At 65.6% G+C, this 22,706-nt stretch carries 25 protein-coding genes; 2 read left to right on the top strand and 23 right to left on the bottom strand.

What is annotated here, in order from left to right; genetic code table 11:
• Positions 1-78: 78 nt before the first annotated feature.
• Together LBW87_RS11105 and LBW87_RS11100 are read left to right on the top strand one after the other, a co-directional pair.
• Positions 79-1,890, top strand: a complete 1,812-nt coding sequence (locus LBW87_RS11105; protein WP_225201530.1) for a sensor histidine kinase — start codon at positions 79-81, stop codon at positions 1,888-1,890.
• Complete coding sequence (locus tag LBW87_RS11100; protein ID WP_225201529.1) at positions 1,887-3,242, top strand: sigma-54-dependent transcriptional regulator; 1,356 nt, start codon at positions 1,887-1,889, stop codon at positions 3,240-3,242. Before LBW87_RS11105 ends, LBW87_RS11100 begins: the two co-directional genes overlap by 4 nt.
• An 18-nt stretch (positions 3,243-3,260) precedes the next feature.
• Here LBW87_RS11100 and LBW87_RS11095 read toward each other — a convergent pair whose 3' ends face one another.
• The 23 genes from LBW87_RS11095 to LBW87_RS10985 all read right to left on the bottom strand — a co-directional run bounded on the left by LBW87_RS11095 (position 3,261) and on the right by LBW87_RS10985 (position 22,704).
• A complete protein-coding gene (locus tag LBW87_RS11095; RefSeq protein ID WP_225201528.1) occupies positions 3,261-3,635 on the bottom strand; it encodes a hypothetical protein in 375 nt (124 codons plus the stop codon).
• A gap of 69 nt (positions 3,636-3,704) precedes the next feature.
• A complete protein-coding gene (locus LBW87_RS11090) occupies positions 3,705-4,364 on the bottom strand; it encodes a DUF799 domain-containing protein (protein WP_225201527.1) in 660 nt (219 codons plus the stop codon).
• Positions 4,361-4,732, bottom strand: coding sequence for a DUF4810 domain-containing protein (locus LBW87_RS11085; RefSeq protein ID WP_225201526.1), 372 nt, complete (start codon positions 4,730-4,732; stop codon positions 4,361-4,363). Before LBW87_RS11085 ends, LBW87_RS11090 begins: the two co-directional genes overlap by 4 nt.
• A 24-nt stretch (positions 4,733-4,756) precedes the next feature.
• On the bottom strand, positions 4,757-5,422 hold the full coding sequence (locus LBW87_RS11080; RefSeq protein WP_225201525.1) for a CsgG/HfaB family protein: 666 nt from the start codon (positions 5,420-5,422) through the stop codon (positions 4,757-4,759).
• Between the two features lie 143 nt (positions 5,423-5,565).
• A complete protein-coding gene (locus tag LBW87_RS11075) occupies positions 5,566-6,276 on the bottom strand; it encodes a hypothetical protein (protein ID WP_225201524.1) in 711 nt (236 codons plus the stop codon).
• 181 nt (positions 6,277-6,457) lie between these two features.
• Positions 6,458-7,180 (bottom strand): 4'-phosphopantetheinyl transferase family protein, encoded by a 723-nt coding sequence (locus tag LBW87_RS11070; RefSeq protein ID WP_225201523.1) that lies wholly within the window; start codon positions 7,178-7,180, stop codon positions 6,458-6,460.
• A gap of 19 nt (positions 7,181-7,199) precedes the next feature.
• Entirely contained in the window at positions 7,200-7,646 is a 447-nt protein-coding gene (locus LBW87_RS11065; protein ID WP_225201522.1) for an excinuclease ATPase subunit, read from the bottom strand.
• Positions 7,647-7,698: 52 nt separating this feature from the next.
• Positions 7,699-8,943: a beta-ketoacyl-ACP synthase gene (locus LBW87_RS11060; RefSeq protein ID WP_225201521.1), complete on the bottom strand. Its 1,245-nt coding sequence runs from the start codon at positions 8,941-8,943 to the stop codon at positions 7,699-7,701.
• Positions 8,940-9,677, bottom strand: coding sequence for a 3-oxoacyl-ACP reductase FabG (gene fabG / locus LBW87_RS11055; RefSeq protein ID WP_225201520.1), 738 nt, complete (start codon positions 9,675-9,677; stop codon positions 8,940-8,942). Before fabG ends, LBW87_RS11060 begins: the two co-directional genes overlap by 4 nt.
• Positions 9,674-10,147, bottom strand: a complete 474-nt coding sequence (locus LBW87_RS11050; protein ID WP_225201519.1) for a hotdog family protein — start codon at positions 10,145-10,147, stop codon at positions 9,674-9,676. The genes fabG and LBW87_RS11050 overlap by 4 nt, the downstream gene beginning before the upstream one ends.
• Before the next feature lie 2 nt (positions 10,148-10,149).
• Entirely contained in the window at positions 10,150-11,349 is a 1,200-nt protein-coding gene (locus LBW87_RS11045) for a beta-ketoacyl-[acyl-carrier-protein] synthase family protein (RefSeq protein ID WP_225201518.1), read from the bottom strand.
• A 19-nt stretch (positions 11,350-11,368) separates the two neighbouring features.
• Positions 11,369-11,920, bottom strand: coding sequence for a DUF3261 domain-containing protein (locus LBW87_RS11040; RefSeq protein WP_225201517.1), 552 nt, complete (start codon positions 11,918-11,920; stop codon positions 11,369-11,371).
• Positions 11,908-13,149, bottom strand: coding sequence for an NAD(P)/FAD-dependent oxidoreductase (locus LBW87_RS11035; protein WP_225201516.1), 1,242 nt, complete (start codon positions 13,147-13,149; stop codon positions 11,908-11,910). Before LBW87_RS11035 ends, LBW87_RS11040 begins: the two co-directional genes overlap by 13 nt.
• On the bottom strand, positions 13,146-15,539 hold the full coding sequence (locus LBW87_RS11030; protein ID WP_225201515.1) for an MMPL family transporter: 2,394 nt from the start codon (positions 15,537-15,539) through the stop codon (positions 13,146-13,148). Before LBW87_RS11030 ends, LBW87_RS11035 begins: the two co-directional genes overlap by 4 nt.
• Positions 15,532-16,149 (bottom strand): outer membrane lipoprotein carrier protein LolA, encoded by a 618-nt coding sequence (locus LBW87_RS11025; RefSeq protein WP_225201514.1) that lies wholly within the window; start codon positions 16,147-16,149, stop codon positions 15,532-15,534. The genes LBW87_RS11030 and LBW87_RS11025 overlap by 8 nt, the downstream gene beginning before the upstream one ends.
• On the bottom strand, positions 16,146-16,610 hold the full coding sequence (locus LBW87_RS11020; RefSeq protein ID WP_225201513.1) for an acyl-CoA thioesterase: 465 nt from the start codon (positions 16,608-16,610) through the stop codon (positions 16,146-16,148). The genes LBW87_RS11025 and LBW87_RS11020 overlap by 4 nt, the downstream gene beginning before the upstream one ends.
• Positions 16,603-18,177 (bottom strand): HAL/PAL/TAL family ammonia-lyase, encoded by a 1,575-nt coding sequence (locus tag LBW87_RS11015; protein ID WP_225201512.1) that lies wholly within the window; start codon positions 18,175-18,177, stop codon positions 16,603-16,605. Before LBW87_RS11015 ends, LBW87_RS11020 begins: the two co-directional genes overlap by 8 nt.
• On the bottom strand, positions 18,155-19,138 hold the full coding sequence (locus tag LBW87_RS11010) for an acyltransferase (RefSeq protein ID WP_225201511.1): 984 nt from the start codon (positions 19,136-19,138) through the stop codon (positions 18,155-18,157). The genes LBW87_RS11015 and LBW87_RS11010 overlap by 23 nt, the downstream gene beginning before the upstream one ends.
• Positions 19,138-19,890: a glycosyltransferase family 2 protein gene (locus tag LBW87_RS11005; protein ID WP_225201510.1), complete on the bottom strand. Its 753-nt coding sequence runs from the start codon at positions 19,888-19,890 to the stop codon at positions 19,138-19,140. Before LBW87_RS11005 ends, LBW87_RS11010 begins: the two co-directional genes overlap by 1 nt.
• Entirely contained in the window at positions 19,887-21,623 is a 1,737-nt protein-coding gene (locus LBW87_RS11000; RefSeq protein ID WP_225201509.1) for an AMP-binding protein, read from the bottom strand. Before LBW87_RS11000 ends, LBW87_RS11005 begins: the two co-directional genes overlap by 4 nt.
• Positions 21,616-22,173 carry a hypothetical protein gene (locus tag LBW87_RS10995; RefSeq protein WP_225201508.1) on the bottom strand — a complete coding sequence of 186 codons (558 nt, stop codon included), beginning with the start codon at positions 22,171-22,173 and terminating at the stop codon, positions 21,616-21,618. The genes LBW87_RS11000 and LBW87_RS10995 overlap by 8 nt, the downstream gene beginning before the upstream one ends.
• On the bottom strand, positions 22,160-22,438 hold the full coding sequence (locus LBW87_RS10990; RefSeq protein ID WP_225201871.1) for an acyl carrier protein: 279 nt from the start codon (positions 22,436-22,438) through the stop codon (positions 22,160-22,162). Before LBW87_RS10990 ends, LBW87_RS10995 begins: the two co-directional genes overlap by 14 nt.
• A gap of 8 nt (positions 22,439-22,446) precedes the next feature.
• Positions 22,447-22,704, bottom strand: coding sequence for a phosphopantetheine-binding protein (locus LBW87_RS10985; protein WP_225201507.1), 258 nt, complete (start codon positions 22,702-22,704; stop codon positions 22,447-22,449).
• Positions 22,705-22,706: the final 2 nt, after the last annotated feature.

Genomic DNA, 22,706 nt, shown 5'->3' with positions numbered 1-22,706 from the left:
AATGCGCGTTATCATCCTGTCTTTCATGCGGCGCCCGCTGGGCGCCGTTTTCCATTGGCGGCCCTCAAGACGCATGACATGAAGTCCAGAAGAAACCTGCTGTTGACGCTCTTTGTGGCCGCCAGCCTGCTGGTGTGCGGGGCGACCTATCAGCTCGCGCTGCACCGCGCGATGGCCGACCAGCAAAGCCTGGGGGCGGCACAGTTGCAGATCGTGGCGCTGGACCTCGAATCGATCCTGCAGAAGTACGAGACTCTGCCATTCGCGCTGGGTTTCCAGGCCGAGGTGCGGCAGGTCTTGCAGCATCCCGGCGATGCGCCCGCGGTGGACCGGCTGAATCGGGCCTTCAAGATCATCCAGCAGCAATCGCGGGCGGTGCACATCTTCATGCTGGATGCTCGCGGCATGACGCTGGCGTCCAGCAACTGGGACGAGGAATTCAGCTTCGTCGGGCGCGACTTCGGTTTTCGTCCCTATTTTCGCGAGGCCATTCAGGGGCGCGCCGGCCGTTTCTATGGCATCGGCAATATTTCCAGCGAGCCGGGCTACTTCATCGCCCAACCGATCTATCGCAGCCCGGAGCAGGCACCGTCGACCCAGTCGGGGCCGCCGATCGGCGTGGTGGTGGTCAAGGTCGACCTGGCCGAGTTCGAACATACCTGGCGCAGCAGCGAAGTCCCGATTGCCCTGACCGATGCCGGTGGCGTGGTGTTCCTGAGCAATCGCCAGCAATGGAAGTATCACAGCCTGGGCCAGTTGTCCGGCCCCCAGCAGCGTGAACTCGAAGGCACGCACCAATACGCCGACCTGCCGATCACGCCGGTGAGCGCCTTGCCGATGGGCTTGCAGCAGGGCTTCGGGCCGCATGTGGCGCGTCCCGTGGCGCAGCTGGGCTGGCAATTGCGGCTGTTTCCGTCGTCGGCACGGATGGTGCGTTCGGCCACGCTGGCGACCCTGGCCGCGGCCTTGTTCATGGCGGCGCTGGGGATTTCCCTGCTGGCCTGGACCCAGCATCGAAGCCGTATGCAAGAGCGCCTGCAGTCGCGTGCGGCCCTGCAGCGCGCCGCGCTCGAACTGGACCAGAAGATCGCCCAGCGCACCCAGGAATTGACCGCCGCCAACCAGGCCATCGCCGCCCGGTTCGAGAAACTGCAGCAGACCGAATCGCTATTGCGCACCACCCAGAACGAACTGGTGCAGGCCGGCAAGCTGGCCATGCTGGGACAGATGGCGGCCGGCGTGACCCACGAGCTGAATCAGCCGCTGGCCGCCATCCGTGCCTTCGCCGACAATTCGGTGAAGTTCCTGGCGCGCGGGCAGACCGCGCAGGTGGCCGAGAACCTGGAACATATCAGTAGCGCCAGCGCCAGCATGGGCAAGATCATCGGCCAGTTGAAGGGCTTCGCCCGCAAGAGCGGCGGCCAGGTCGTCGAGGTCGAGTTGCGCCAGGCGATCGAAGCGGCGTTGCTGCTGCTGGCGCGCGATGTCGAGCAACAGGGCGCGACCGTGACCCGCGAGATTCGCCATGGCGCGCATATCCTGGGTGATGCGGTACGGATCGAGCAGGTGCTGGTGAACCTGCTGCGCAACGCGCTCGACGCGGTGGAGGAATCGCCCGTCAAGCAACTGCAGGTGCTGCTGGATATCGAGGGCGATCAGGCGGTGTTGCGCATCCGCGATTCGGGCGCCGGCATTTCGGATGCGGTCGCGCCGCACCTGTTCGAGCCGTTTTTCACGACCAAGGCCAGCAGCCGAGGACTCGGCCTGGGACTGGCGATCTCGTCCTCGATCGTGCAAGCGATGAATGGGCAGCTCAGTGCCCACAACCATGAGCAGGGCGGCGCCGAATTCGTGGTGCGGCTGCCCTTGCTGAACCTCACAGCCCCATGAACCAAGAGACCAATAGCGGCAAGAGCGTCAATGGCAGCAAGCGTGCCATCCTGATCGAAGACGAGCAGTCGGTGCGACGCGCCACCACGCAGGCGCTTGAACTGGGCGGCTTCGACGTCACCGCCTGCGAGCGCGCCGAGCCGGCGCTGGCGCTGTTGACGCGTGACTTCGACGGCATCGTGGTGACCGATGTACGGTTGCCGGGCATGTCCGGACTCGAGCTGCTGGCCGCGGCCGTGGCCGTCGATCCCGATCTGCCGGTGATCGTGGTGACCGGGCATGGCGATGTCGGCATGGCGGTCGACGCCATGCGCAGCGGCGCCTACGATTTTGTCGAAAAGCCTTTCGCCAGCGATCGCCTGCTGGAAGTGGCCGAACGCGCCAGTGAAAAACGTCGCCTGGTGATGGAAAACCGGCGCTTGCGCGAGGCCTGGGCCAGCCATCCCGAGTTGCCGCCGCTGATCGGCCAGTCGCCGGCCATGGAGCGGGTGCGCGAACTGATCCACAGCCTCGGCGCGGCCGAGGTCGATGTGCTCATCAATGGCCAGACCGGGACCGGCAAGGAAGTGGTGGCCCGCCAGTTGCACGCCGCCAGCGGTCGGCGCGGCCCGTTCGTGGCGCTCAACTGCGGCGCCTTGCCCGAGTCGGTGTTCGACAGCGAGATCTTCGGCCATGAGGCGGGGGCGTTCACCGGGGCGCAGAAGCGCCGCATCGGCAAGCTCGAGTATGCCAATGGCGGCACGCTGTTCCTGGATGAAATCGAAAGCATGCCGCTGGCCTTGCAGGTGAAGCTGCTGCGGGTGCTGCAAGAGCGGCGGCTGGAGCGGCTGGGCGGCAACGAGTCGATTGCCATTGACTGCCGGGTGCTGGCCGCCAGCAAGGCTGATCTGGTGCAGATGAGCGCGCGCGGCGAGTTTCGCGAAGACCTGTACTACCGCATCGGCGTGGTGAGCCTGGATCTGCCGAGCCTGGCGCAGCGGCGCGACGATATTGCCTTGCTGCTGGCGCATTTCTTCCAGGCTGCGGCCGTGCGCTATCGGCGCGAGGTGCCGCCATGGACTGCGGCGCAGATGCAGCAATGGCAGCAGCGCGAGTGGCCGGGCAATGTGCGCGAACTGCGCAATTTTGCCGATCGCTGGGTATTGGGTGTGGCCGAGGCAGCGGCGCCGGCATCGGCGCCGCTGGTGGCCGAGGCGATGTCGTTGCCGCAGCAGGTGGACGAATTCGAGGCCGGCATGATTGCCTTTGCGCTCAGGGAAAGCGATGGCAGCGTGGCGCTGGCGGCGCAGCGCCTGGGGATTCCCAGGAAGACGCTCTACGACAAGATCAAGAAATACCAGTTGGCAGAGTAGAGCGGCAGGGGGCGGGCGCTAGCGCCCGCTCTTGCAATCGACATTGCCGAACTGGCGCATGCAGGTGTCCTGGGCGCAGGCGGCAATGACGGTGTCGCGCGCCATTTCATTGAGATCGACCGTCACCAGCACGGGCGTGTCGATATAACGGATCTCGCGCAGCGGTTCGCAGATGCTTTCGGTGCGGCCGTTACCGATGTCACGGTTCACGCAGCGGCTGCGGCCGGTGAATACCTCGACCGGGCGGGTGCGGGTTTCCCAGCGCTGCTGGTAGACCACCGGATATTGCTGGTAGGCCGGCGGCCTGCAATAGGCTTCGGCATTGCGGTATTCCTGGGTGGCGCAGCCGACCAGGGCAAGGGCAGTCAAGAGGACAGGCAACAGCGGTTTCATGCAAGACTCAACGTGAGGGCGGCGGGATGCGTATGGGGTTAATCATACGCAATTCCCGCCCGGCCAGGCTTAGTCTTTCTGGTATTGCGGCGAGCGCGGGCCGTACAGCATGCCGTTGGCGCGACCCGCCATCAGCAGGCGATGGCTGGTCATGCCGGCGATCTTGAAGCTGGCGTCGCTGAGCGTGTCGGCGATCTGGTTGATCACCGCCGACACCAGCATGCCGAGCAGGCCATTGTTGTTCTGCTGGTTTTCGGCGCTCGATGCGGTAGCGGTGCCTTGCCACAGCACCTTGCCGGAACGCAGGTCAAGCAGCTTGGCCTCGGCGGTGACCACCGTGCTGCTGCTGATGACCTGGTACGACGTGCCATAGGCCTTGACCTCCACATACAGCCCGGCGTCGGCGCCGAAGATCTCGCGCAGCTTGGCCGGACTGACGTTATGGATATCAGCCGGCGTGACCAGGCCATTCTGCTTGAAGGTCTCGGACGCCAGCGTTACCGGGATCACGTAGTAGCCGGACTCGGCCAGCGGGTAGGTCACCTGCGACAACATGCCGCTGGTGGCAGCCACTTCAGGCGAGCTGTTGAGCGGCGGCAGCACCAGGATCGAGGCCGGGCGCGCCTGCTTGAACTCGGCATAGTCGTAGGGCGTGCGCTGGGTGGCGCAACCGGTGGCCAGCAGGGCGGTTGCCAGCAGCAACGCAAACAGTTTGATCGAACGCATCATTTGGTCACCTGCTTGGTCTGGTATTTACGCAACAGAAAATCCATATAGGGCTGCGACTCGGGAAACAGCCGTTTCTCGGCTTCGAGCTCGCGCATCATCTGGTCTTCCTGTCCCACCGAGGCGTACAGCATGCCCAGATGGGCGTGATAGCCCGGTGGCGCGTTCGCGCCGCGCGCCTGCATGCTTTGCAGGCCCTTTTCCAGCGTCGAGATCTGCTCGACAGGGCTGGCGCCCTCGTCCTTCAGATAGGTATAGACCTGCTGCTGATAGTTATCCCAGCCGTAGAGCGCTGGCACCCGCTTCTGGGCGCAACCGCTGGCAATGATGACTACCCCCGCCAGCACGCCGGCACTGATGAATCTGTTCATGAATCCCCCGTGGTTCCGTGAATGTTATTGCGGCTTCCAGGCGCCGCTGTCGATGGCGCTGACCAGGTTGTTGACCGCTTCGCGGATGGCCAGGTCGAGCACCTTGCCGTTGAGCGTCGAGTCGTAGCTGGCCGTGCTGCCGAAGCCGATGACTTCGCGGTTGTCGAGGCTGTATTCGCCCGCGCCCTGGGTTGAATACACCACCTGCGAGGTGTTCACGTTGACGATGTTCAGGTTGACCTTGGCATAGGCGATCTGCGACTTGCCGCGCCCGAGGATGCCGAACAGCTGGCGGTCGCCCACTTCCTTGCGGCCGAATTCGGTGACGTCGCCGGTGACCACGAATGCGGCGCCCTTGAGGTCCTGCGCCTGGCGGTTCAGCTTGGCCTCCTGGGCGATCTCGGTCATGTTCTCGCGATCCATGACGGAAAAGCGCTGGCTCTGCTGCAGATGCGTGACGAGCACGGTCTTGGCCTGGCTGCCCAGACGGTCATTGCCATCCGAGAACAGGCCGCGCATGTAGCTCGAACGGTTGTCGAACTTGCCCACCGAGATCGGGCTGCGTGCGCCCTGGTAAGGCTGGTTGGCGGTATTGACCTGCGCCACGGGCAGCGAGCGCGATTGCTCCTGGACCGCGCAACCGGCCAGCAGCACGCCGGCCATGGACATGGCGATGATGGTTTTGTTCATGAGAACCCCTTGTCGAACGATGCAAGCCGCAGGCGCGAAGCGCCCGGGGTGGTGGAAAAGAATGGGAAATGAAACCTACGAAAGAGGTCAGTTGCGCCCCCGCGCGCCTGACCCCGGACACCGTTTGCCCGAACTATTTCAGTTCAGGTCAGGTCGGGCCGCAATACCGGCAGCACGTCCTTCAACTGCGTGCCGCGCACGGTGCAGCTCACACGCGTACCGGGAAACGCCGGGTCGCGCGACGCGTCGATCGCAAACACGCGCTCGCCGGCAATCTTGGACTGGTTACGGAAATAATCGAAGCGGGTGGTGCGACGCCAGCTGCGGCCATCGTAGATATCCATGCGCAACTGGGCGCCGCCGACATCTTGCCTGACCTGCTTGTAGCTGGCGATGCGGCTGCCCAACGTCGACGATACAGCAGAGATGGACTCGGGAGAATAGAAGCCCCACGAGATCTTTTCAGTATTGCCGCCGATAACGGTGGCTTCGTCGAAGACGCCGGAGATGGGCAGGCCGAAGACTTGGGTCTGGCTGGCAAGCTTTACGCTGGAACTGCCCGGCGTGGTGCGATCGGCCACGCTGAACGATGCGCCATTGGCCTTGATGACGACCGGCACCTGCGGCTCGAGCTGGGTGACGAATTGCTTCAGCGTTGCCGGCAGGCTGGCGTCGCAATTGCCAAGCGCCTTGAGCACGTTGGCCAGCGGCGTGTCGAGATCGGTGACCGGTTGCGCCGACAATTCGCTAGGCGCCGCCGCGGTCGATGTTTCGTTCATGCGGGCGGTGCGCCGTTCATTCATCTGTTGCGCGCGCAGTTCCAGCCGCTGTTGCTTGATCTGCAGTTTGGCCATCCGTTCTTCCGGTGTGGCGCAGGCGCTGACGAGCAGCACTGTGGAAGCCGCGAGCAGCCATTTGTTTGCGTGTGACATGATTCCCCCGAATACACTAATTTTAGTTGGCATGATGTCAAGCTCGTGGCGCCAGGGCAAAACCCCACGGCGTGGCTTGTTATCACGGTATGCGAATCCTAATTTATTTATTGCTGTAAGTGAACCTTTTCAGTAGCTCTTCCAGCGTTATTTTTTCTGTCTTCACCTCGGTATGGGACGGGCAACACAGCGTCAGATGCATCGCCGCCTCGCGGCTGTAGATCAAGGTCAGGTCAGCGCCAACGCCAACGCCTGGCGCGGCATGGAGGTCGTCGCACTGTAATTGCGGCAGAGCCGATAGCGTAGGTAATCCGGCGTTATTGCCATACTTGTACAACGCTTCCTTGCCGCACCAGAGCTGATAGAACGCTTTCTCGACGTCGATCTGGGCATGCAGCCAGCGACGTTCGGCAGCGCTGAAAGCGGTTTGCGCCAATGCGCTCAGGTCGCGTTCGGCGCGGCTGGTTTCGATATCGAGCCCCAGCGCGAAACCGGTGCCGATCGCGCAGGCGATCCAACCTCCGCCATGCGACAGGCTGGCCTCGATCGTGTCGCCAACTGCAGTGGGCAAGACGATTTGCGGACCTGCGCCAGCGCGTTCGATCACTTCGATCTGATGCATGGGGCACGCCGTCACGCGCGTCACGTCATGACGCAACAGCAGTCGCCCCAGGATGAATTCACGCCGGCGCCGCTGACGAACGAAGCCTGGCAGGAGCGCCTGCTCGGCAGGGCCGAGATGCTGCGCCAGCGACTGCAGCAGCGCATCGTCAACGTCGTCGAGCAGCGCACGGGCGTCCAGCAGCGTGAGCCATGCGGTGGTCATCGACGCCCGCCCGCCATGCTTACTTGTCGCCGATCTTGACGATGTCGCCCTTCAGCGCCACACCCGCCATCACCGCGCCGGCATGGCATTCGAATTTTTCGCTGTCGGCCAGTTCGCTCTTCTTGTAGTAGCTCACCAGGTTGACCACGGCATTGCCGCCCAACTGCTGGGCCTTCTTCTGGAACTGCACCAGCGCCGACAGGAACACCCACTTGCAGGCTTCTTCATCGGACTTGCCGACCGCATTGGTCTTCTGGTTGGAGACATCGGTGGTCAGTTTCTGCAGCACCACGGGATGCTTCTGGCCGGCGAAGTAGAACTTGACCGAGCCATCCAGCACGCCATCCCGGTCTTTCATCTGCATGGCGTCGGCGATGGGCAGCAGGTGCTGGGTATCGCGGGCATGGGCCGAGATCGATGCGACGCACAGGACGATGGTGGCGACAGAGAGGGACAGCGCTTTCATGGAGGCTCCTTGTTATTGGTTAATTAATAAATGATTGGCCGACCGGATTGATTTACGGCCAGCGTTTGAAGATCAGCGATGTATTGATCCCGCCAAAGGCGAAATTGTTCGACATCACATATTCGCAATCGATCTCGCGGCCTTCGCCGGTGAGGTAATCCAGCACCCCGCATTCGGGGTCCGGCTCGCTCAGGTTGATGGTCGGGGCGAACCAGCCATGACGCATCATCTCGATGCTCAGCCAGGCTTCGAGCGCACCGCAGGCGCCCAGCGTATGCCCCATGTAACTCTTGAGTGAACTGATCGGCACCCGCTGGCCGAACACATTGGCCGTGGCGCTCGATTCGGCCACGTCGCCCTGGCGGGTGCCGGTGCCATGCGCATTGATGTAGCCGATGGCATCGGCCGGCAGCCCGGCATCGGCCAGCGCCATCTCGATGGCGATCTGCATGGTGGCCGCGTTCGGGTTGGTCACGTGGCTGCCGTCGCTGTTGGTGCCGAAACCGACGATCTCGGCATAGATGCGGGCGCCGCGCGCCTGCGCATGGTCGAGGTCTTCCAGGATCAGGCTGCCGGCGCCTTCGCCCAGCACGAGGCCATCGCGCTGGCGGTCGAACGGGCTGGGGGTCAAGCGGGGCGTGTCGTTGCGCACGCTGGTGGCGTACAGGGTGTCGAAGACGGCCGCCTCGGTGGCGCACAATTCTTCCGAGCCGCCGGCCACCATGGCCAGCTGGCGGCCACCGCGAATGGCTTCGAACGCATAGCCGATACCCTGGCTGCCCGAGGTGCATGCGCTGGAGGTGGTGATGACGCGGCCGGTGATGCCGAAGAACACGCCCATGTTGACCGGCGCGGTATGCGCCATCATCTTCAGGTAGGTGTTGGCGTTGATGTTGCGGGTGCTCTTTTCGGCGAACATCATGGCGAAATCGGCGATCGCATTGGGGGTACCGGCCGACGAACCATAGGCGATGCCCAGCTTGCCGCTGGCCAGCAGGGGATCGTCCAGCAGGCCGGCGTCGGCCAGCGCCCACTCGCTGGCGCGGGTCGCCATGAGCGCCACGCGTCCCATGCTGCGGGTGGTCTTGCGATTATATTTTTCGGACAGCGAAAAGTCGGCCGCCGGTGCGCCCAGGCGAGTATGCAGGCCGGTGTATTCGTCCCAGCCCGGCATCACCTGCACCGCATTGGAAAACGTCTGCAGATGCGCCAGCGCGCTGCTCCAGTCGTTGCCGATCGGGCTGATGCCGGCCATGCCGGTGACCACTACCCGTCGCGCAGAATGACTTGCACTCATGCCAGGCCTCCGTTGACCGAGATCACTTGCCGCGTGACGTAGGCGGCATCGGGATGCATCAGGAAGGCGACCGCAGCGGCCACCTCTTCGGGTTTGCCGGTGCGCCTTGCCGGGATCATCTTGAGGATTTCGTCCAGTGGCGCGTCATGGGCCATGTCGGTATCGATCAGGCCGGGTGCGACGCAGTTGACGGTGATGTCGCGCTTGGCCAGTTCCAGCGCCAGCGCCTTGGTGGCGCCGATGATGCCGGCCTTGGCGGCGCTGTAGTTGACCTGGCCGCGATTGCCGATCAGGCCCGAGACCGATGCCATGGTGACGATGCGACCTGGCGCGCGTCGCCGCACCATCGGCATCACCAGCGGATTGAGGACGTTGTAGAAACCGTCGAGATTGGTGCGCAGCACGCTGTCCCAATCCTCGGCCGGCATCGCCGGAAAGGCGTTGTCGCGCGAGATGCCGGCATTGCACACCACGCCGTAATAGGCGCCGTGTTGTTCGACGTCGTCCAGCAGTATCTGCGCGGCGAGCTCACGATTGCCGATGTCGAATTGCAGCACCCGTGCGCGCCGACCCAGCGCCTCGATCTCCTGCGCCACCTGGTCGGCTGCGGCGCGTCCCTGGTGGCAATGCACTGCGATGTGATAACCGTCGCGCGCCAGGCGCAGCGCGATGGCGCGGCCGATGCCCCGGCTCGAGCCGGTGACGAGTACGGTGTTTTCCCCCGGTGTTGTCATGCCATGCTTTCTTCAAGATATTGTTTGGCGTCGTGCGGCTGGAACACCGACACGGTGGCTTGCGCCAGTTCTTGTTGTGTATGCGCATCGATGATGGCGCAGTCGAACGAGCCCAGGCCGTTGTCGGCCTGCAGCAGCAAACGGGCCGTGACCCGCAATTGCATCGCGTTGCTGAATTCGGGCACGCTGCACTGATAACGCCGCGCGCCCAGTAAAAAACCGACCTTGGCCGGCTGGCCCTGCTGGCGTCCCTGATAACCGGCCCACGCAGCGATGGCCTGCGCCATGTATTCGATCCCGACCCATGCCCCCACGCCGCTGCCGCTATTGAACAGGCTATGGGCGCCGATGGTGACATGGGCGTCGAGCTGCTCGGCGTCGGCGTGACTGACGCCGTCGAGCAGGATCATGGGCGCCGCATGCGGCAGCAGTTCGGCAATCGGTGGCAGGGGAGTCATGGTCGGCGACATCTCTAGCGGTCCTGGCGGGTCAGCAGCAGCGATACATTGCTGCCGCCGAAGGCAAACGAATTCGATAGTATGGCGCGCGGCGGGTGGCCCAGTGCGCGCCCGGGAGCGACGATGTCGAGCACCGGCAGCGCCGGGTCGGCCACGCCATCCCACAGGTGCGGCGGCAGCAGGCCATCGCCATTGGCGTCCTGCATCGCCAGCCAGCACAGGCCGGCCTCGATGGCGCTGGCCGCACCCAGCGTATGGCCGGTGAAGGGCTTGGTCGAGCTGACCGGGACCGCAGCGCCAAACAGGGCGTGCACCGCCTTTGACTCCATGGCGTCGTTCTGTGGCGTGGCGGTGCCGTGCAGGTTGATGTAGTCGATCTGGTCGGGCGACAGGCCGGCGCGGGCCAGGGCGCCGCGCATGGCGCGCAGGGCGCCGCCACCGCTCGGATCGGGCGCCGAGATGTGATGCGCATCGGACGACTCGCCCCATCCGGCCAGTGCCACCGTGGCAGGCTCGCGGCTCATCAGGAATAGGGCAGCGCCTTCGCCGATGTTGATGCCGCAGCGGTTCTGCGAGAGCGGGTTGCAGCGCGCCGCGCTGACCGATTCGAGCGCCGTGAAGCCGGCAATGGTGAAGTCGCACAAGGTGTCGACGCCGCCGCACAGCACGGCGTCGCACAGCCCCATGTTGATCAGCCGGGCGGCGGCCGCCATCGCCTTGCCGCTCGACGAGCAGGCACTGGAATGCACGTGGGCCGGCCCCATCACGCCCAGTGTCGCGGCCAGCGCGGCGGCGGGGGAGCCCAGCTCCTGCTGGCCGTAATGGAACCCCTCGGGAAAAGCGCCGCTGTGCTGACGCTTACGGAAAGCCGCCTCGCCCTCGGCAATGCCGGAGGTGCTGGTGCCCAGCACGATGCCGATGCGATGCGCGCCGAAGCGGGTCATGGCGGCATCGACCTGATCGCGGATCTGGGACAGGGCCTGCAACGCCAGCCGGTTGTTGCGGCTGCGGTCGCGCAGCGGCAGCGCGGCGTCGCAGGGGAGTGCGGCATCGTCCAGCGTGACCGCCCCCAGCGCCAATGGCGCGCCGTCGGCGGCGCATCGGGTCGGATCGGGGAGCACGCCGCTGCGAGCGTCGAACAGCCGCCCGCGGATGTCGTCATGGGTATGGCCAAGCGGGCAGATCATGCCCAGGGCGTTGAGAAAGAGCGTCATGCAGCTGCGGGCGTGCGTTTCATTGCGGGTTCACGACGGACTGGATGGTCAATTTGTAGCGGTAGCGCAGATTGGTCAGGATCACCCGGCCACCCCACGCCTTGCGGTCGGGATAATCGATCACTGCGATCGTTTCGCCGCCCTGCAAGAGGGTACGTTGCCCCTCGCTTTCGCGCAACTCCCAACCAGCGGGAAGCGCGGCGCGGATGCTGTCGACCGGCCATAGCGTCAGTTGCACATCTTGCAACACATCTTCGCCCTGCACCTGGGCCGGCAGCATGAAGTGACGCCAGGTGGTCAGTTCATGGCCGTCGTAATGCAGCGTCATGACCCGCTGGCCAAAGGCCAGGCCGACCAGGTCGAGCTGGGCGGCGTCGATTTCGAGCACGGTATCGAGCTGGTCGGTGCGGCCTTCGCGCTCCACCGTCAGGTGTTGCTGCAGGCTGATTTCGGCGCCCAGGGCGGCCGGCGCCAGTCGCAGGTGCAGTCGCGCCGAAGGCGCCGGGTCGGGCCTGGTGCTGGCGCAGGCGGCCAGCAGCAGGCTCGCCAGGATCACGATCAGCGTCCGCACAGCGACTCCAGTGCACCCAGCCGGCGGCGGCTTTCGGCGACGAACGGATTGCTGGTGTCCCAGGCGTAGCCGGCCAGGATGGACGAGATCATGCGGCGGATCTGCGGTTCCTGGTGCGGATGGAAGATGACATCCTGGAAACCGCCGGCGTACCACGACTCGACGAAGGTGCGGAAGGTGTCGACCCCGGCCTTGAGCGGACGGGCATAGTCGGCTTCCCAGTCGACCGTTTCACCGGCCAACTGGCGACCCAGCGTGGCGGCGGCCAGCGAAGCCGATTTCATGGCGATGGTCACCCCGGACGAAAAGATCGGATCGAGGAATTCGCCGGCATTGCCCAGCAACGCATAGCCAGGGCCATGCAATGAAACGACATTGGCGGCGTAACCGGTCAGGCGTCGCGCCGGGGTGTCCCAGTCGGCATTGACCAGCAGCGCCCGCAGGGCCGGGTCTTCATGCACCAGGCGTTGCAGGGTGGCGGTTTCGTCGCCGGCCGGCAGGGACTGGATGAAACTGTCGCTGGCCACCACGCCGATCGAGCTGCGTCCGTTGGAAAACGGAATCAGCCAGTACCACACGTCATGGTGCTGCGGGTGCACCGTGATGCGAATCTTGTTGCGGTCGAAGGCGCCGCCCAGGATGCCATCGGCGATATGGGTAAAGTGCGCCGTGCGCACCGGAAAGCCGCTGGGCCGCTCCAGGTCCAGCAGGCGCGGCAACACGCGGCCGAAGCCGCTGGCGTCTAGCACGAAGCGCGCTTGCACCGTGTATTCACGCGGCTGCGCGGCGCTGTCGTCGAGCACCGACAGCTGCGCCTGGGCGCTGCTGAAGTCGGCGTGGGTCACGCGGTGGCGATAGCGCACGATGGCGCCATGGCGCTCGGCCTCGCGCGCCAGGATGTGATCGAATTCGCCCCGCGGGACCTGGTAGGTGGTGCCCCAGCCGGCCGAATGCTTGTCGCGGAAGTCGAAGGCGGTTTGCTCATCGCCGCGCACGAACGATGCGCCATTCTTGAACTGGAAACCGTGCTCGACCACGGCCTGCAACATGCCCGCCTGTTCGATGAATTGCATGCTCTGCGGCAGCAGGCTTTCGCCGATCGAAAAGCGCGGAAACTGTTCGCGCTCGATGATCAACACTTGATGCCCCTGCTGGCGCAGCAGCGCGGCGGCGACCGCGCCGGAAGGGCCGGCACCGATGATGACTACGTCGTGGCGTTCGATATTCATGAGGCAATCTGTGTGTTGTCAGGAGCGAGGAAACAAGGGGCCAGCAGCCACACCAGCAGCATGCCGACCAGCATGGTCAGGCCGAATGCGTGCAACGGCGGGCTGCCGCTGCCGGCCAGCAGGCCGAAGGACAACAGGGCGGCGATGGCCGACAGGCCCACCGTGAGCCAGGCGAAGCGCCGTTCGCGTTGCGACGGCTCCAGCAGGAAGATGCCGTAGTCCACCCCCAGGCCCAGCACCAGCAAGGCCGCCAGCACGTGGAACAGTTGCAGCGGCTGGCCGCTCCAGCCGAACAGCGCCAGCGTCAGCAGCGTGGCCAGCAGGGGCGGCGCAATGGCGCGCCAGGCCTGGCGGCGGTAGCGCAGCGACAGCAGCACGAAGATCGCCAGGTAGGCCGCCGCCAGCGCCCAGCTCATGTACTGCCGGTAATACTTGAGCACCGCCGAGATATCGCCGACCTTGTCGACCCATTGCACGCCGCCGACTTCAGGCGCCACCGCCGCCAGGCGCGGCAGTTGACGGTAGTCGGAGAGGCCGCGAATGGCCATGATGCTGGCGGCGCCCTGACCCTGTTGCAGCCACAGGTGACGCGCGCTGTCACCGGCCGGCGAGGCCAGGAACGCCTCGGGCGTGAGCAACTGGCCATGCGTGCGCAAGCGGGTCTGCATCTCGGCGACCCATGGCGCGCCTTCGTCGATGGCGCGTGCGACCTGTTCGATGGCCGCCGGCTGACCGTTGCGGGCTTGCATCAGCGCGCTGTCGAGCAGCGCCAGATTGGCGCGCTGGGTGCGTTGCGACGGCACCCAGTTCGACACCGCCTGCACGCCGCCGATGATGCGCTCGGCCACCAGCGGTTGCAGCTTCTGGCGCAACAGCTCTTCTTTTTGCAGCACATCTTCGGCCGAGTCGCCGCGCACCAGGTAGAACTGCACCGGTGCGGCCATGTCGAGCAACTTGCCGACGCGGATCTGGTCGTCCAGCAGCGCCTGTGGCGTTTTCTGCAACGCCCGGATGTCATCACTCACGTGCAGTCGCGCCAGCCCCGACACGCAAAAGCCGATGATGAACATGCCCGCCGCCCCCTTGAGGTGCCAGCCGCGCATGCTGGTCAGGCGCGGCCAGCTGTGGATGCTGCGACTGAAGGCATGCGCCAGCGGCGTGGCGCGCAGGCTGTCGGGGCCGACCAGCAGCGGAAACCAGCACACCACCGTGAGCCAGGCGAACACCAGCCCCACGGCCGAGAACACCGCCATCTGCTGCAAGCCCGGGAAGGGAGTGGCGGCCATGCCGAGATAACCGATCACCGCCGCCAGCAGCATCAGGCCCAGGCCCGGCAGCAACTGGCGCAGCAGGCTGCGCGAACCCAGCGTCGCCGGCGAGCCCAGGCGCGCGCACAGGAAGTAGATGGCATAGTCCTGGGCCACGCCGATCAGGCTGGCGCCGAACACCAGCGTGAGCAGGTGCACATGGCCGAACAGCAGCCAGCTGACCGACAGCGCGCCCAGGCAGCCGATGGCGATCGAGGTGGCGATGTAGGCGATCGGTTTGACCGAACGGAAGCTCAACCACATCAGCAGCAGGATGCCGAGCAGCGAGCCGGTGCCGATGGTGGCCATTTCGCCGCTGGCCTGGTCGCTGGCGGCGGCGGCATGCAGCACCACGCCGGCAGTCAGCACCTCGCCACCCGCCAGTTGCGCCAGCGCGGCGCCACGGGCCTGGTCCAGCAAGGGAATCAACTGGCGCTGGGCATTCATCGAAAAGGCCGATGCCTTCAGTTCGAGCAGCAGCAGCACATAGGCGCGGCCGTCGCGTTCGACGAACAGGCGACCATCGCGCGGGCGCACCGGGGTTTCCTGCGCGCGCTCCTGGACCCAGCCGGAAAACAGATTGAACGGATCATCGACCCAGGCGCCCAGGCGCGGACCGGTGAATGCGCCGTACATGCCGGCCAGCGCCTGGCGACTCCATTGTTCGGGCGAGTCATTGGCTAGTTGCGCGCGCTGGGTGTCGGTCAGCAGCACGCTGCGGCTGGCGTCGAGCGCCGCCAGCCATTGCTGCTGCAATTCACCGGCGTTGCCGGTGGCCGGGGCGATCAGCGCGGCGTGCGGCTGCAGGCTGGCGGCATAGGCGTCGGCGGCGCGGGTGGCGCGGGCCCAGTCGGCGTCGCCGACCAGCACCACCACCTTTTGCTGGGCCGAGTCGACCATGTGCGCAAACGCCTGCTGCAGCACCGCGTCATTGCGCGAGGTCGGCAGCAGCGCCAGGATGTCAGTGTCGGGACTGGCGCGTTGCACCACCCACAGCCACGCATTGTGAGCGCCCACCAGCAGCACCACCAGCAGCCAGCAAAGCGCCAGGCCGCGACGCAGGAAAGCAGCGGACTTAGTCAAACAGCGCTCCTTCGGCCGCCGTCATGGCGCCGTCTCCGGTCTTGATGGCGGAGAACACGATGTCGGTGCGGTCACCGCTGGCTTCCTTCATCAGCACCCGCTCGACATAGGCGCCGCCTTCCAGGTTGATGTCGCCGATGGCCTTGGCCAAGGCTGGCTGGCGCGCCTTGAGCGCAACCTGCCAATGGCCGTTGCGGATCTCGCCGTCGAGGGCGAACAGTGAGTCGAGTTGCGACAGGTCGCCCGCCAGCAACGAGAACAACACGCTGTTGATCATCTTGACCACCGGCTCCTGCTGCGCGTCCAGTTTCATCGCCACTCGTCCATCCTGCATCTGGACGATGGCGTCGCGGGTGATGCGCAGGGTGCTGGGGAAAGGCTGTACGGCCTGCCACAGGATGCCGCGACCGGCGATGACGCAGAAGCGGCCATTCGATTGCAGCGGTTTCTTGATGCCGGTCAGCAGCTTGGTCTGGTCGAAGCGGCCGCACATCTGGGCCGGACGCGCCAGCGCTGCCTGGATCTGCTGCACCGGGGCGTCGGCCAGGGCCGGGCCGGCCAGCAACGAGGTCGCCAGCACGGCGGCGAGGATACGGGGGAGTCTGGTCATGGGGAAGGGGGATTCAATCCAAGTTTGTGCCACAGCACGGGAGGCGAGACGAAGCACATCTCGCGCGTGTCGACCCGCACGGCCACCTGGCTGGTGGTGGCGCGGGTCAGGCGCTGGCCGCTCTCGGCGTCGCTCAGCAGGTAGTCGATCTTGAGGCGATTTTCCCATTCGACGATGGCCGCGCGCACGCGCAGCCGCTGGCCGAACAGCGCCGGTTGCGCATAGCGCAGGTGCATCTCGATGATGGGCCAGGCGTAGCCCGACTCCTTCATCGCCGGGTAGTTGTAGCCGATCTGGTCGAGCAGGGCGCAGCGGGCGTCTTCCAGATACTTGACGTAGCGGCCGTGCCAGACGATTTCCATCGGGTCGAGATCATAGAACTGAATCTTCAGCTCGATCTCGGCGCTCCACGGCGAATTGGCCAGGCGGATGCGGCCGTCGGGCAGGACGGTATTACTCATACAGTTGCCAGGCCTGGGCGCGGATCGACGACAGCAGCGCGCGCAGGTCGGGTTCGAGCATGCGGTCTTCGTCGACGGCGGCGATCTGGCCGCTCAGCGCCTGCTGCATGCCGGCCAGCCGTTCGCCCGGCAGCGCCTGCAATGCAGCCTGGCCGTCGGCCTGTGCGCGGGTGCGCAGCCAGACGCCCTGGCGCACCGTGATCAGCATGGCCGCCGTCACCTGTTCGGTCAGCTCCAGCACGCGCAGGCAGTCGCGTGCGGCGATGGTGCCCATGCTGACCTTGTCCTGGTTATGGCATTCGGTCGAGCGCGAGAACACCGAGGCCGGCATGGTCAGCTTGAGCGCCTCTGCAGTCCAGGCCGAGGCGCTGATCTGCAACGCCTTCAAGCCATGGTTGATCGCGGCGCGCTCGCCGACGGCGCCCGACAGGTTGGACGGCAAGCCGTTGTTGTAGCGGCTGTCGACCAGCAAGGCCATCTGGCGGTCGAGCAGGTCGGCAATGTTGGCCACGGCATTCTTCATGCTGTCCATGGCGAAGGCGATGTGACCGCCATAGAAGTGACCGCCATGCAGCACCCGTTCGTTGTCGGGATCGATGATGGGGTTGTCGTTGGCGCTGTTGAGCTCGTTCTCGATCGAGCTGCGCAGCCACGGCAGGGCGTCGGCCAGCACGCCGATGACGTGCGGCGCGCAGCGGATCGAATAACGGTCCTGCAGGCGTTTTTCGTTGCGGTGCGGCTGGTCGCATGACAGGTCTTGCTGCAACCACGATGCCACTCGCTGCTGGCCGGGGTGCGGCTTGACCGAGAACAGCGTGGCGTCGAAGTGGTGGGCATTGCCGTCCAGCGCGAAGCTTGCCATGGCGGTGATGCGGGTGGCCAGTTGGGTCAGGTAGCGGGCGCGGTCAAACGCCAGGCACGCCAGCGCGGTCATGACGGCGGTGCCGTTCATGATCGCCAGGCCTTCCTTGGGACGCAACCGCAAAGGCGTCAGGCCGGCCTCGCTCAAGGCCTGGGCGGCCGGCACCGGCACGCCGTCGCGCCACACGTCGCGTTCGCCGCACAGCACCGCCGCCAGGTAGGACAGCGGCGTGAGATCGCCGCTGGCGCCGACCGAGCCTTCGCTGGGGATCAGCGGCAGCAGGTCGCGTTGCAGCAGCGCCTCGATCTGCTTGAGCAGCGCCACGCTGACGCCGGAATAACCCTGGGTCAGCGAATTGAGACGGGCGGCCAGGATGGCGCGGGTCTGTTCGGGCGAGAACAGCGCGCCCAGTCCGCAACCGTGATAGGTGTACAGGTGATGCGGCAGGTCGGCCACCAGCGAGGCCGGCACGGTCACGGTGCACGAATCGCCGTAGCCGGTGGTGACGCCGTAGATATTGCCGTCTTCGCGCAGCAGGCGATCCAGAAAGTCGGCCCCGCGCTGGATGCGCGCCAGGAAGGCCGCACTGTCCGACAGCGCCGGTTGTGCGCGGCCCTGCGACAGCGCCACCACGTCTTCGATGGAGAGCGCCCGCCCGCCGAAGGTGACATGGGGGGAGGATTCAGTGTTGTGCAGGTCGGTCATCCGTGTGGTCCAGTGTGGGCTGCGCCCAGAAGTGATAGAAGTTGAACCATTGGAACGGCGCTTGCAGGCAATGCGCTTCCAGGCGTGCGGCATAGTCGCCCGCCAGTTGGTCCAGTCGGTGCTGGCGTTCTTTGCGTGGCAGTTCCACGCGGTCGCGGAAAGCTTCGAAATCGAGCCGCGCACCGTCATCGGTGCGACGTGAAAACATCAGGAATACCGGGCATTGCAGCAGGCTGGCCAGCACGAACGGCCCCACCGGGAAAGCCGCCATGCGCCCCATGAAACTGGCTTGCGCCACGCGTGGCGCGGGCGACACCGGCACCCGGTCGCCGGCAATCACCACGAATTCGCCCTGCGCCACCTTGTCGGCCAGCATCATGGCCGTGGCCGGCGACATCTCGGTCACCTGCAGCAGGTTGAGCTGACTGCCCGGGTCGAGCTGCGCCAGCATGCGGTTGAACGCCTGGGCGTGCCTGGTATGCACCAGCACCGTCAGGCGCAGATCAGGATAGCGGCGCGCCATCACCCGGCACAGGTCGAGATTGCCCAGGTGGGTGCAGATCAGCAACCCGCCGCGTCCGGCGGCGATGGCGCCGGCGATATGTTCCTGGCCGTGCAGTTGCACCCGCTCCAGCGGAAACAAGCCACCCCACAGCAACATTTTGTCGAGCAGGCTTTCGCCGAAGGCGCGAAAGTGACGAAACACGTCTGCCAGGTTGCCCCGCGTGCCCAGTTGCGGGCGCCAGGCGGCGACTTGTTGCAGGTAGTCGCGCGAGGCGCTGCGGGCGCGGCCGTTGACGACGACGTACCAGCCCAGCACCGGATACAGCAGCAGCCGGAAGGGCACTCGCCCGAGCAGCTTGTAGACCCAGAACAGCAGGCGCATGCCCGCCACGAAACTGACTTCGTTGATCTGCGCCCAGTGGCGGGTGCGCTGGGAGGAAGTCGATGAATCCTGCATCAGCGCCCCCGCAGGCGGCGCCACAGCAGCAGTGGCGAGCGCAGCAGCATGCCCAGGAACAGGCGCGCATGCATGCGCGAGATCAGCACGTTGTCGAGCCATAACTTGAAATGCGACACCCCATCCAGCGGATAGTGCACGCGGGTGGGGTGGTTGACGATGCGCAAGCCGCGCCAGTGCAGGCGCACCAGGATCTCGGTGTCGAAGTCCATGCGCTGGCCGATATGGGTGCTATCGATCAGGCGCAGCGTGGTCGCCAGCGGGTAGATGCGGAACCCGCACATCGAATCGCGGATGTCGAGCGACAAGGTGTTGATCCATACCCAGACGTGGGTCAGGTAGCGTGCATACAGCCGCCCGCGCGGCACGCTCTGGTCGTAGATCGGCTGGCCGTTGATCACCGCCTGCGGGGCGGCCTGGCTGGCGGCCACGAAGCGGGCGATATCGGCGGCGTCGTGCTGGCCGTCGGCATCGATCTGCAATGCATGACTGTAGCCGGCAGCGGCCGCATGGCGCAGGCCGGTCATCACGGCGCCGCCCTTGCCACGGTTGTGTGCATGCACCAGCAGGCTGACGCGTTCGGCGTGGCGCGCTGCCAGCTGGCGCAGCACCGCAGCGCAACTCGGCTGGCAGCCATCGTCGACCAGCACGCAGTGCAGGTCATGGCGCAGTACGGCGTCGACCACCGTGCCGATGGCGTGCTCATGGTTGTACACGGGGATCACGACGGCCACGCGCAGCGGGTTGCTCATGCGGCTTCTCCCAGCAGGAAGCGACCGCTGGCGTGCTGCTGGCCATCCGAATGCAGCTGGAACGACAGCGCCTGCTTCGTCACATCGTGCTGCAATTCCAGCGTGACGCTGGCGCCGGGCACGATCACGCGCTGGAACTTCAAGGCCTGCAAGCCCAGAAAACGCGGCGGCAATGCAAAGTAGCGCCGGCCCAGCGTCAGTGCCCAATCGGTCTGCACCACGCCCGGCAGGATCGGCGCGCCCGGGAAGTGTCCCTCGAAATAGAGCAGGTCGACCGGCACGTGCAAGGCCAGCACGACCTTGTGCGCGCTGCGTTCGATCTCCTGCACCTGCGGCAGGGTCGGACGTGGCGATGGTGGTGGCGTCGGCGTATCCAGCAAGGCGGTCAGCGCCGCCAGCGTCAGCTTGCCCTGGGCATTGACCGGCATCGCATCGAGATAGCGCCACAGGCGCGGCAGCGCCAGGCCTTCGATAGCGCCGGCCAGCACTGCACGCAAGGCTGCATTGAGCTGCACCCGGCCTTGTTCGAGCAGCGCGCGGCCGGCGGCAGTGGGCACCACGAAGGCGGCAATCAACTGGCGCTGGCGACGCCCCTCATGCACTAGCACGCGGGCCTCGGCCACCAGTGGCGAGGCCAGCAGCAAGCGTTCGATCTGGTCCAGCGAGATGCGTTTTTCTTCCAGCTTGACGATCCGGTCGGCGCGACCGTGCAGCGTGAAACCGTGTTCATCCAGGCTGGCGCGGTCGGCCATGGCAAACCATTGCGCGTCCGGCAAGTGGGGTGAACGGACCTCGAGTGTGGCGTCGGCCCCGGCACGCACTTCGACGCCGGGCATCGCTTGCCAGTGCTCGCGACGGTCGGCATCGAGCTGCGGCTGGCGCCAGGCGATGCCGCCGGTCTCGGAGCTGCCATAGATTTCCAGCGCGCGCTGGCCGAATACCTGTTGCACGCCACGCGCGGCATCCGCCAGTAGTGGCCCGCCAGACGAAAACAGGGCGCGCAGCAACGTGGTGTCGGGCCGCGTGGGTTGTTCGGGAAAACGTTTCAGATGGGCCGGCGACGACAGCAATGCCCACGGGCGCTGCGGCACCAGCCGGCGCAGGTCTTCGGGGAAGAATGCGCTGTGCGCCTGCACCGCGCGCCCGGCCGCCAGCGGCCACAGCACCTTGAACAGCAAACCGTAGATGTGCTGGTGCGAGACAGTCGAGACGATCTCGGCCTGCCCCAGCTGCTGGCCGAACAATGCTTCCAGCGTGGCCACTTCACTGGCCATCTGTGACATGTTCTTGGGGATCGCCTGGGCGTGGCCGGTGCTGCCCGAGGTGCTCACCACCAGTGCCGCGAAGTGCGGCGCCAGCGCCGGCCATTCATTGTCCGGCGCGACCGGCTCGGCGCTGCGAAGCGGCGCGAAGGATGGATCGAAGTCGCCGATGAATCCGTCCACATGGTGCGCCAGTGCGCGGCAGGTGTCGGGCAAGGCGTCGCCCGGGAGGTAGACGGTCTTGCCGGCCAGCCAGGCGCCGAACAGGGCGGCGGCGAAATGCAGGGTGTCGGCGTGGAACAGCGCAAAACGCTGCCCGGGATGAGGCGCCAGCAGGTCGCGCCAGCCCAGCGCCTGGCGCTGGAAGCTGGCGTTGTCCACCGCCACGCCATCGCGCCAGCCGATGATGTGGCTGTCGGCGCGATGGCGCAACGGCCACTGCAGCAAATCGAGAGGGACGGTGTCAGGCATGCTGTTGCCGCTTGAGGTAAAGGCGTACCAGGTATTCGCCCGCGAACAGGATGCCCATGATCAGGTACGACACCAGGCCGGTATACATCGACCAGACCGCCGGCGAGGCCCACAGCGCGGTGCCCAGCGCGATGGCGCCATTGAGCGCGAAGAAGCCGCACCAGACCTGGGTCACGCGGCGGGTATAGGCGATGGCGAAGGGCGGCAGGACCGGATCGCGCAGGCGCGCCAGGCGCTCGATGATCGATGGCGGGCGCACCAGGCTGTAGCCGAACAGCGCCAGCATGCCGAGGCTGATGAGCACCGGGTACAGCTTCAGCGGCAGCAGGTCGTTCCACAGCAGGGCGGGGGCGGCCAGCAGCAGCGCCGCCAGGCCCGGCCACAGCAGCTTGACGGAGAGTCTGGCAGCAAACAGGCGCACCGCACCGATGGCCAGCAGCAGCAAGGCCAGCTGGCGTGGTTCGAGGCGGCCGTGTGCGCTCCAGATCAACAACGGGTAGAGCAGGATCAGCAACGTGCCCAGCAGATTGGGCAGGTCAGGCTTTTTCATCCGCGCCGATCAGCGTTTCGAGCACATCGACCACGTCCTGCACCGTGCGCACGGTGCGGAACACATCGGGCTGGATGCGCTTGCCGGTCATCTGGTTCAGCTTGACGACGATATCGACGGCATCGATGCTGTCGATGTCGAGATCGGTATAGAGGTTGGACTGGGGCGTGATGGCAGCCTTATCGATCTCGAACATCTCGTGCAGCATGTCGATGATCCATACGGTGATCTCGTCCTTGTTCATGGTAGGGGCCAAAGTGGTCATCATGCGCCTTATTGCTTGTGATTGGCGACCAGCGTCGCCAGCGCCTGCACCGATGCGAAGTGCTTGCGGGTTTCTTCCGAATTGGCCGACAGCGTGATGCCGTAGCGTTTTTGCAGGGCCACGCCCAGTTCCAGGGCATCGATGGAATCGAGTCCCAGGCCGTCGCCGAACAGTGGCGCTGCGCTATCGATGTCAGCCGGGCCGATGTCTTCCAGTTGCAGAACCTCGATGATCAGTTCCTTGATGTCTTCTTCGAGCGTTTGCATCG

This window comes from Herbaspirillum sp. alder98 (assembly GCF_020179755.1).
GTDB lineage: Bacteria > Pseudomonadota > Gammaproteobacteria > Burkholderiales > Burkholderiaceae_D > Herbaspirillum.
The sequence above is the reverse complement of the archived record's forward strand: the minus strand, read 5'-3'. Positions and strand labels throughout refer to the sequence as shown.

Excerpts from the sequence above, each read along its gene's own strand:
- LBW87_RS11105 (WP_225201530.1), top strand. The coding sequence starts at position 79 with ATGAAGTCCAGAAGAAACCTGCTGTTGACGCTCTTTGTGGCCGCCAGC.
- LBW87_RS11100 (WP_225201529.1), top strand. The coding sequence starts at position 1,887 with ATGAACCAAGAGACCAATAGCGGCAAGAGCGTCAATGGCAGCAAGCGT.
- LBW87_RS11095 (WP_225201528.1), bottom strand. The coding sequence starts at position 3,635 with ATGAAACCGCTGTTGCCTGTCCTCTTGACTGCCCTTGCCCTGGTCGGC.
- LBW87_RS11090 (WP_225201527.1), bottom strand. The coding sequence starts at position 4,364 with ATGATGCGTTCGATCAAACTGTTTGCGTTGCTGCTGGCAACCGCCCTG.
- LBW87_RS11085 (WP_225201526.1), bottom strand. The coding sequence starts at position 4,732 with ATGAACAGATTCATCAGTGCCGGCGTGCTGGCGGGGGTAGTCATCATT.
- LBW87_RS11080 (WP_225201525.1), bottom strand. The coding sequence starts at position 5,422 with ATGAACAAAACCATCATCGCCATGTCCATGGCCGGCGTGCTGCTGGCC.
- LBW87_RS11075 (WP_225201524.1), bottom strand. The coding sequence starts at position 6,276 with ATGGCCAAACTGCAGATCAAGCAACAGCGGCTGGAACTGCGCGCGCAA.
- LBW87_RS11070 (WP_225201523.1), bottom strand. The coding sequence starts at position 7,180 with ATGACCACCGCATGGCTCACGCTGCTGGACGCCCGTGCGCTGCTCGAC.
- LBW87_RS11065 (WP_225201522.1), bottom strand. The coding sequence starts at position 7,646 with ATGAAAGCGCTGTCCCTCTCTGTCGCCACCATCGTCCTGTGCGTCGCA.
- LBW87_RS11060 (WP_225201521.1), bottom strand. The coding sequence starts at position 8,943 with ATGAGTGCAAGTCATTCTGCGCGACGGGTAGTGGTCACCGGCATGGCC.
- fabG (WP_225201520.1), bottom strand. The coding sequence starts at position 9,677 with ATGACAACACCGGGGGAAAACACCGTACTCGTCACCGGCTCGAGCCGG.
- LBW87_RS11050 (WP_225201519.1), bottom strand. The coding sequence starts at position 10,147 with ATGTCGCCGACCATGACTCCCCTGCCACCGATTGCCGAACTGCTGCCG.
- LBW87_RS11045 (WP_225201518.1), bottom strand. The coding sequence starts at position 11,349 with ATGACGCTCTTTCTCAACGCCCTGGGCATGATCTGCCCGCTTGGCCAT.
- LBW87_RS11035 (WP_225201516.1), bottom strand. The coding sequence starts at position 13,149 with ATGAATATCGAACGCCACGACGTAGTCATCATCGGTGCCGGCCCTTCC.
- LBW87_RS11025 (WP_225201514.1), bottom strand. The coding sequence starts at position 16,149 with ATGACCAGACTCCCCCGTATCCTCGCCGCCGTGCTGGCGACCTCGTTG.
- LBW87_RS11020 (WP_225201513.1), bottom strand. The coding sequence starts at position 16,610 with ATGAGTAATACCGTCCTGCCCGACGGCCGCATCCGCCTGGCCAATTCG.
- LBW87_RS11015 (WP_225201512.1), bottom strand. The coding sequence starts at position 18,177 with ATGACCGACCTGCACAACACTGAATCCTCCCCCCATGTCACCTTCGGC.
- LBW87_RS11010 (WP_225201511.1), bottom strand. The coding sequence starts at position 19,138 with ATGCAGGATTCATCGACTTCCTCCCAGCGCACCCGCCACTGGGCGCAG.
- LBW87_RS11005 (WP_225201510.1), bottom strand. The coding sequence starts at position 19,890 with ATGAGCAACCCGCTGCGCGTGGCCGTCGTGATCCCCGTGTACAACCAT.
- LBW87_RS11000 (WP_225201509.1), bottom strand. The coding sequence starts at position 21,623 with ATGCCTGACACCGTCCCTCTCGATTTGCTGCAGTGGCCGTTGCGCCAT.
- LBW87_RS10995 (WP_225201508.1), bottom strand. The coding sequence starts at position 22,173 with ATGAAAAAGCCTGACCTGCCCAATCTGCTGGGCACGTTGCTGATCCTG.
- LBW87_RS10990 (WP_225201871.1), bottom strand. The coding sequence starts at position 22,438 with ATGACCACTTTGGCCCCTACCATGAACAAGGACGAGATCACCGTATGG.
- LBW87_RS10985 (WP_225201507.1), bottom strand. The coding sequence starts at position 22,704 with ATGCAAACGCTCGAAGAAGACATCAAGGAACTGATCATCGAGGTTCTG.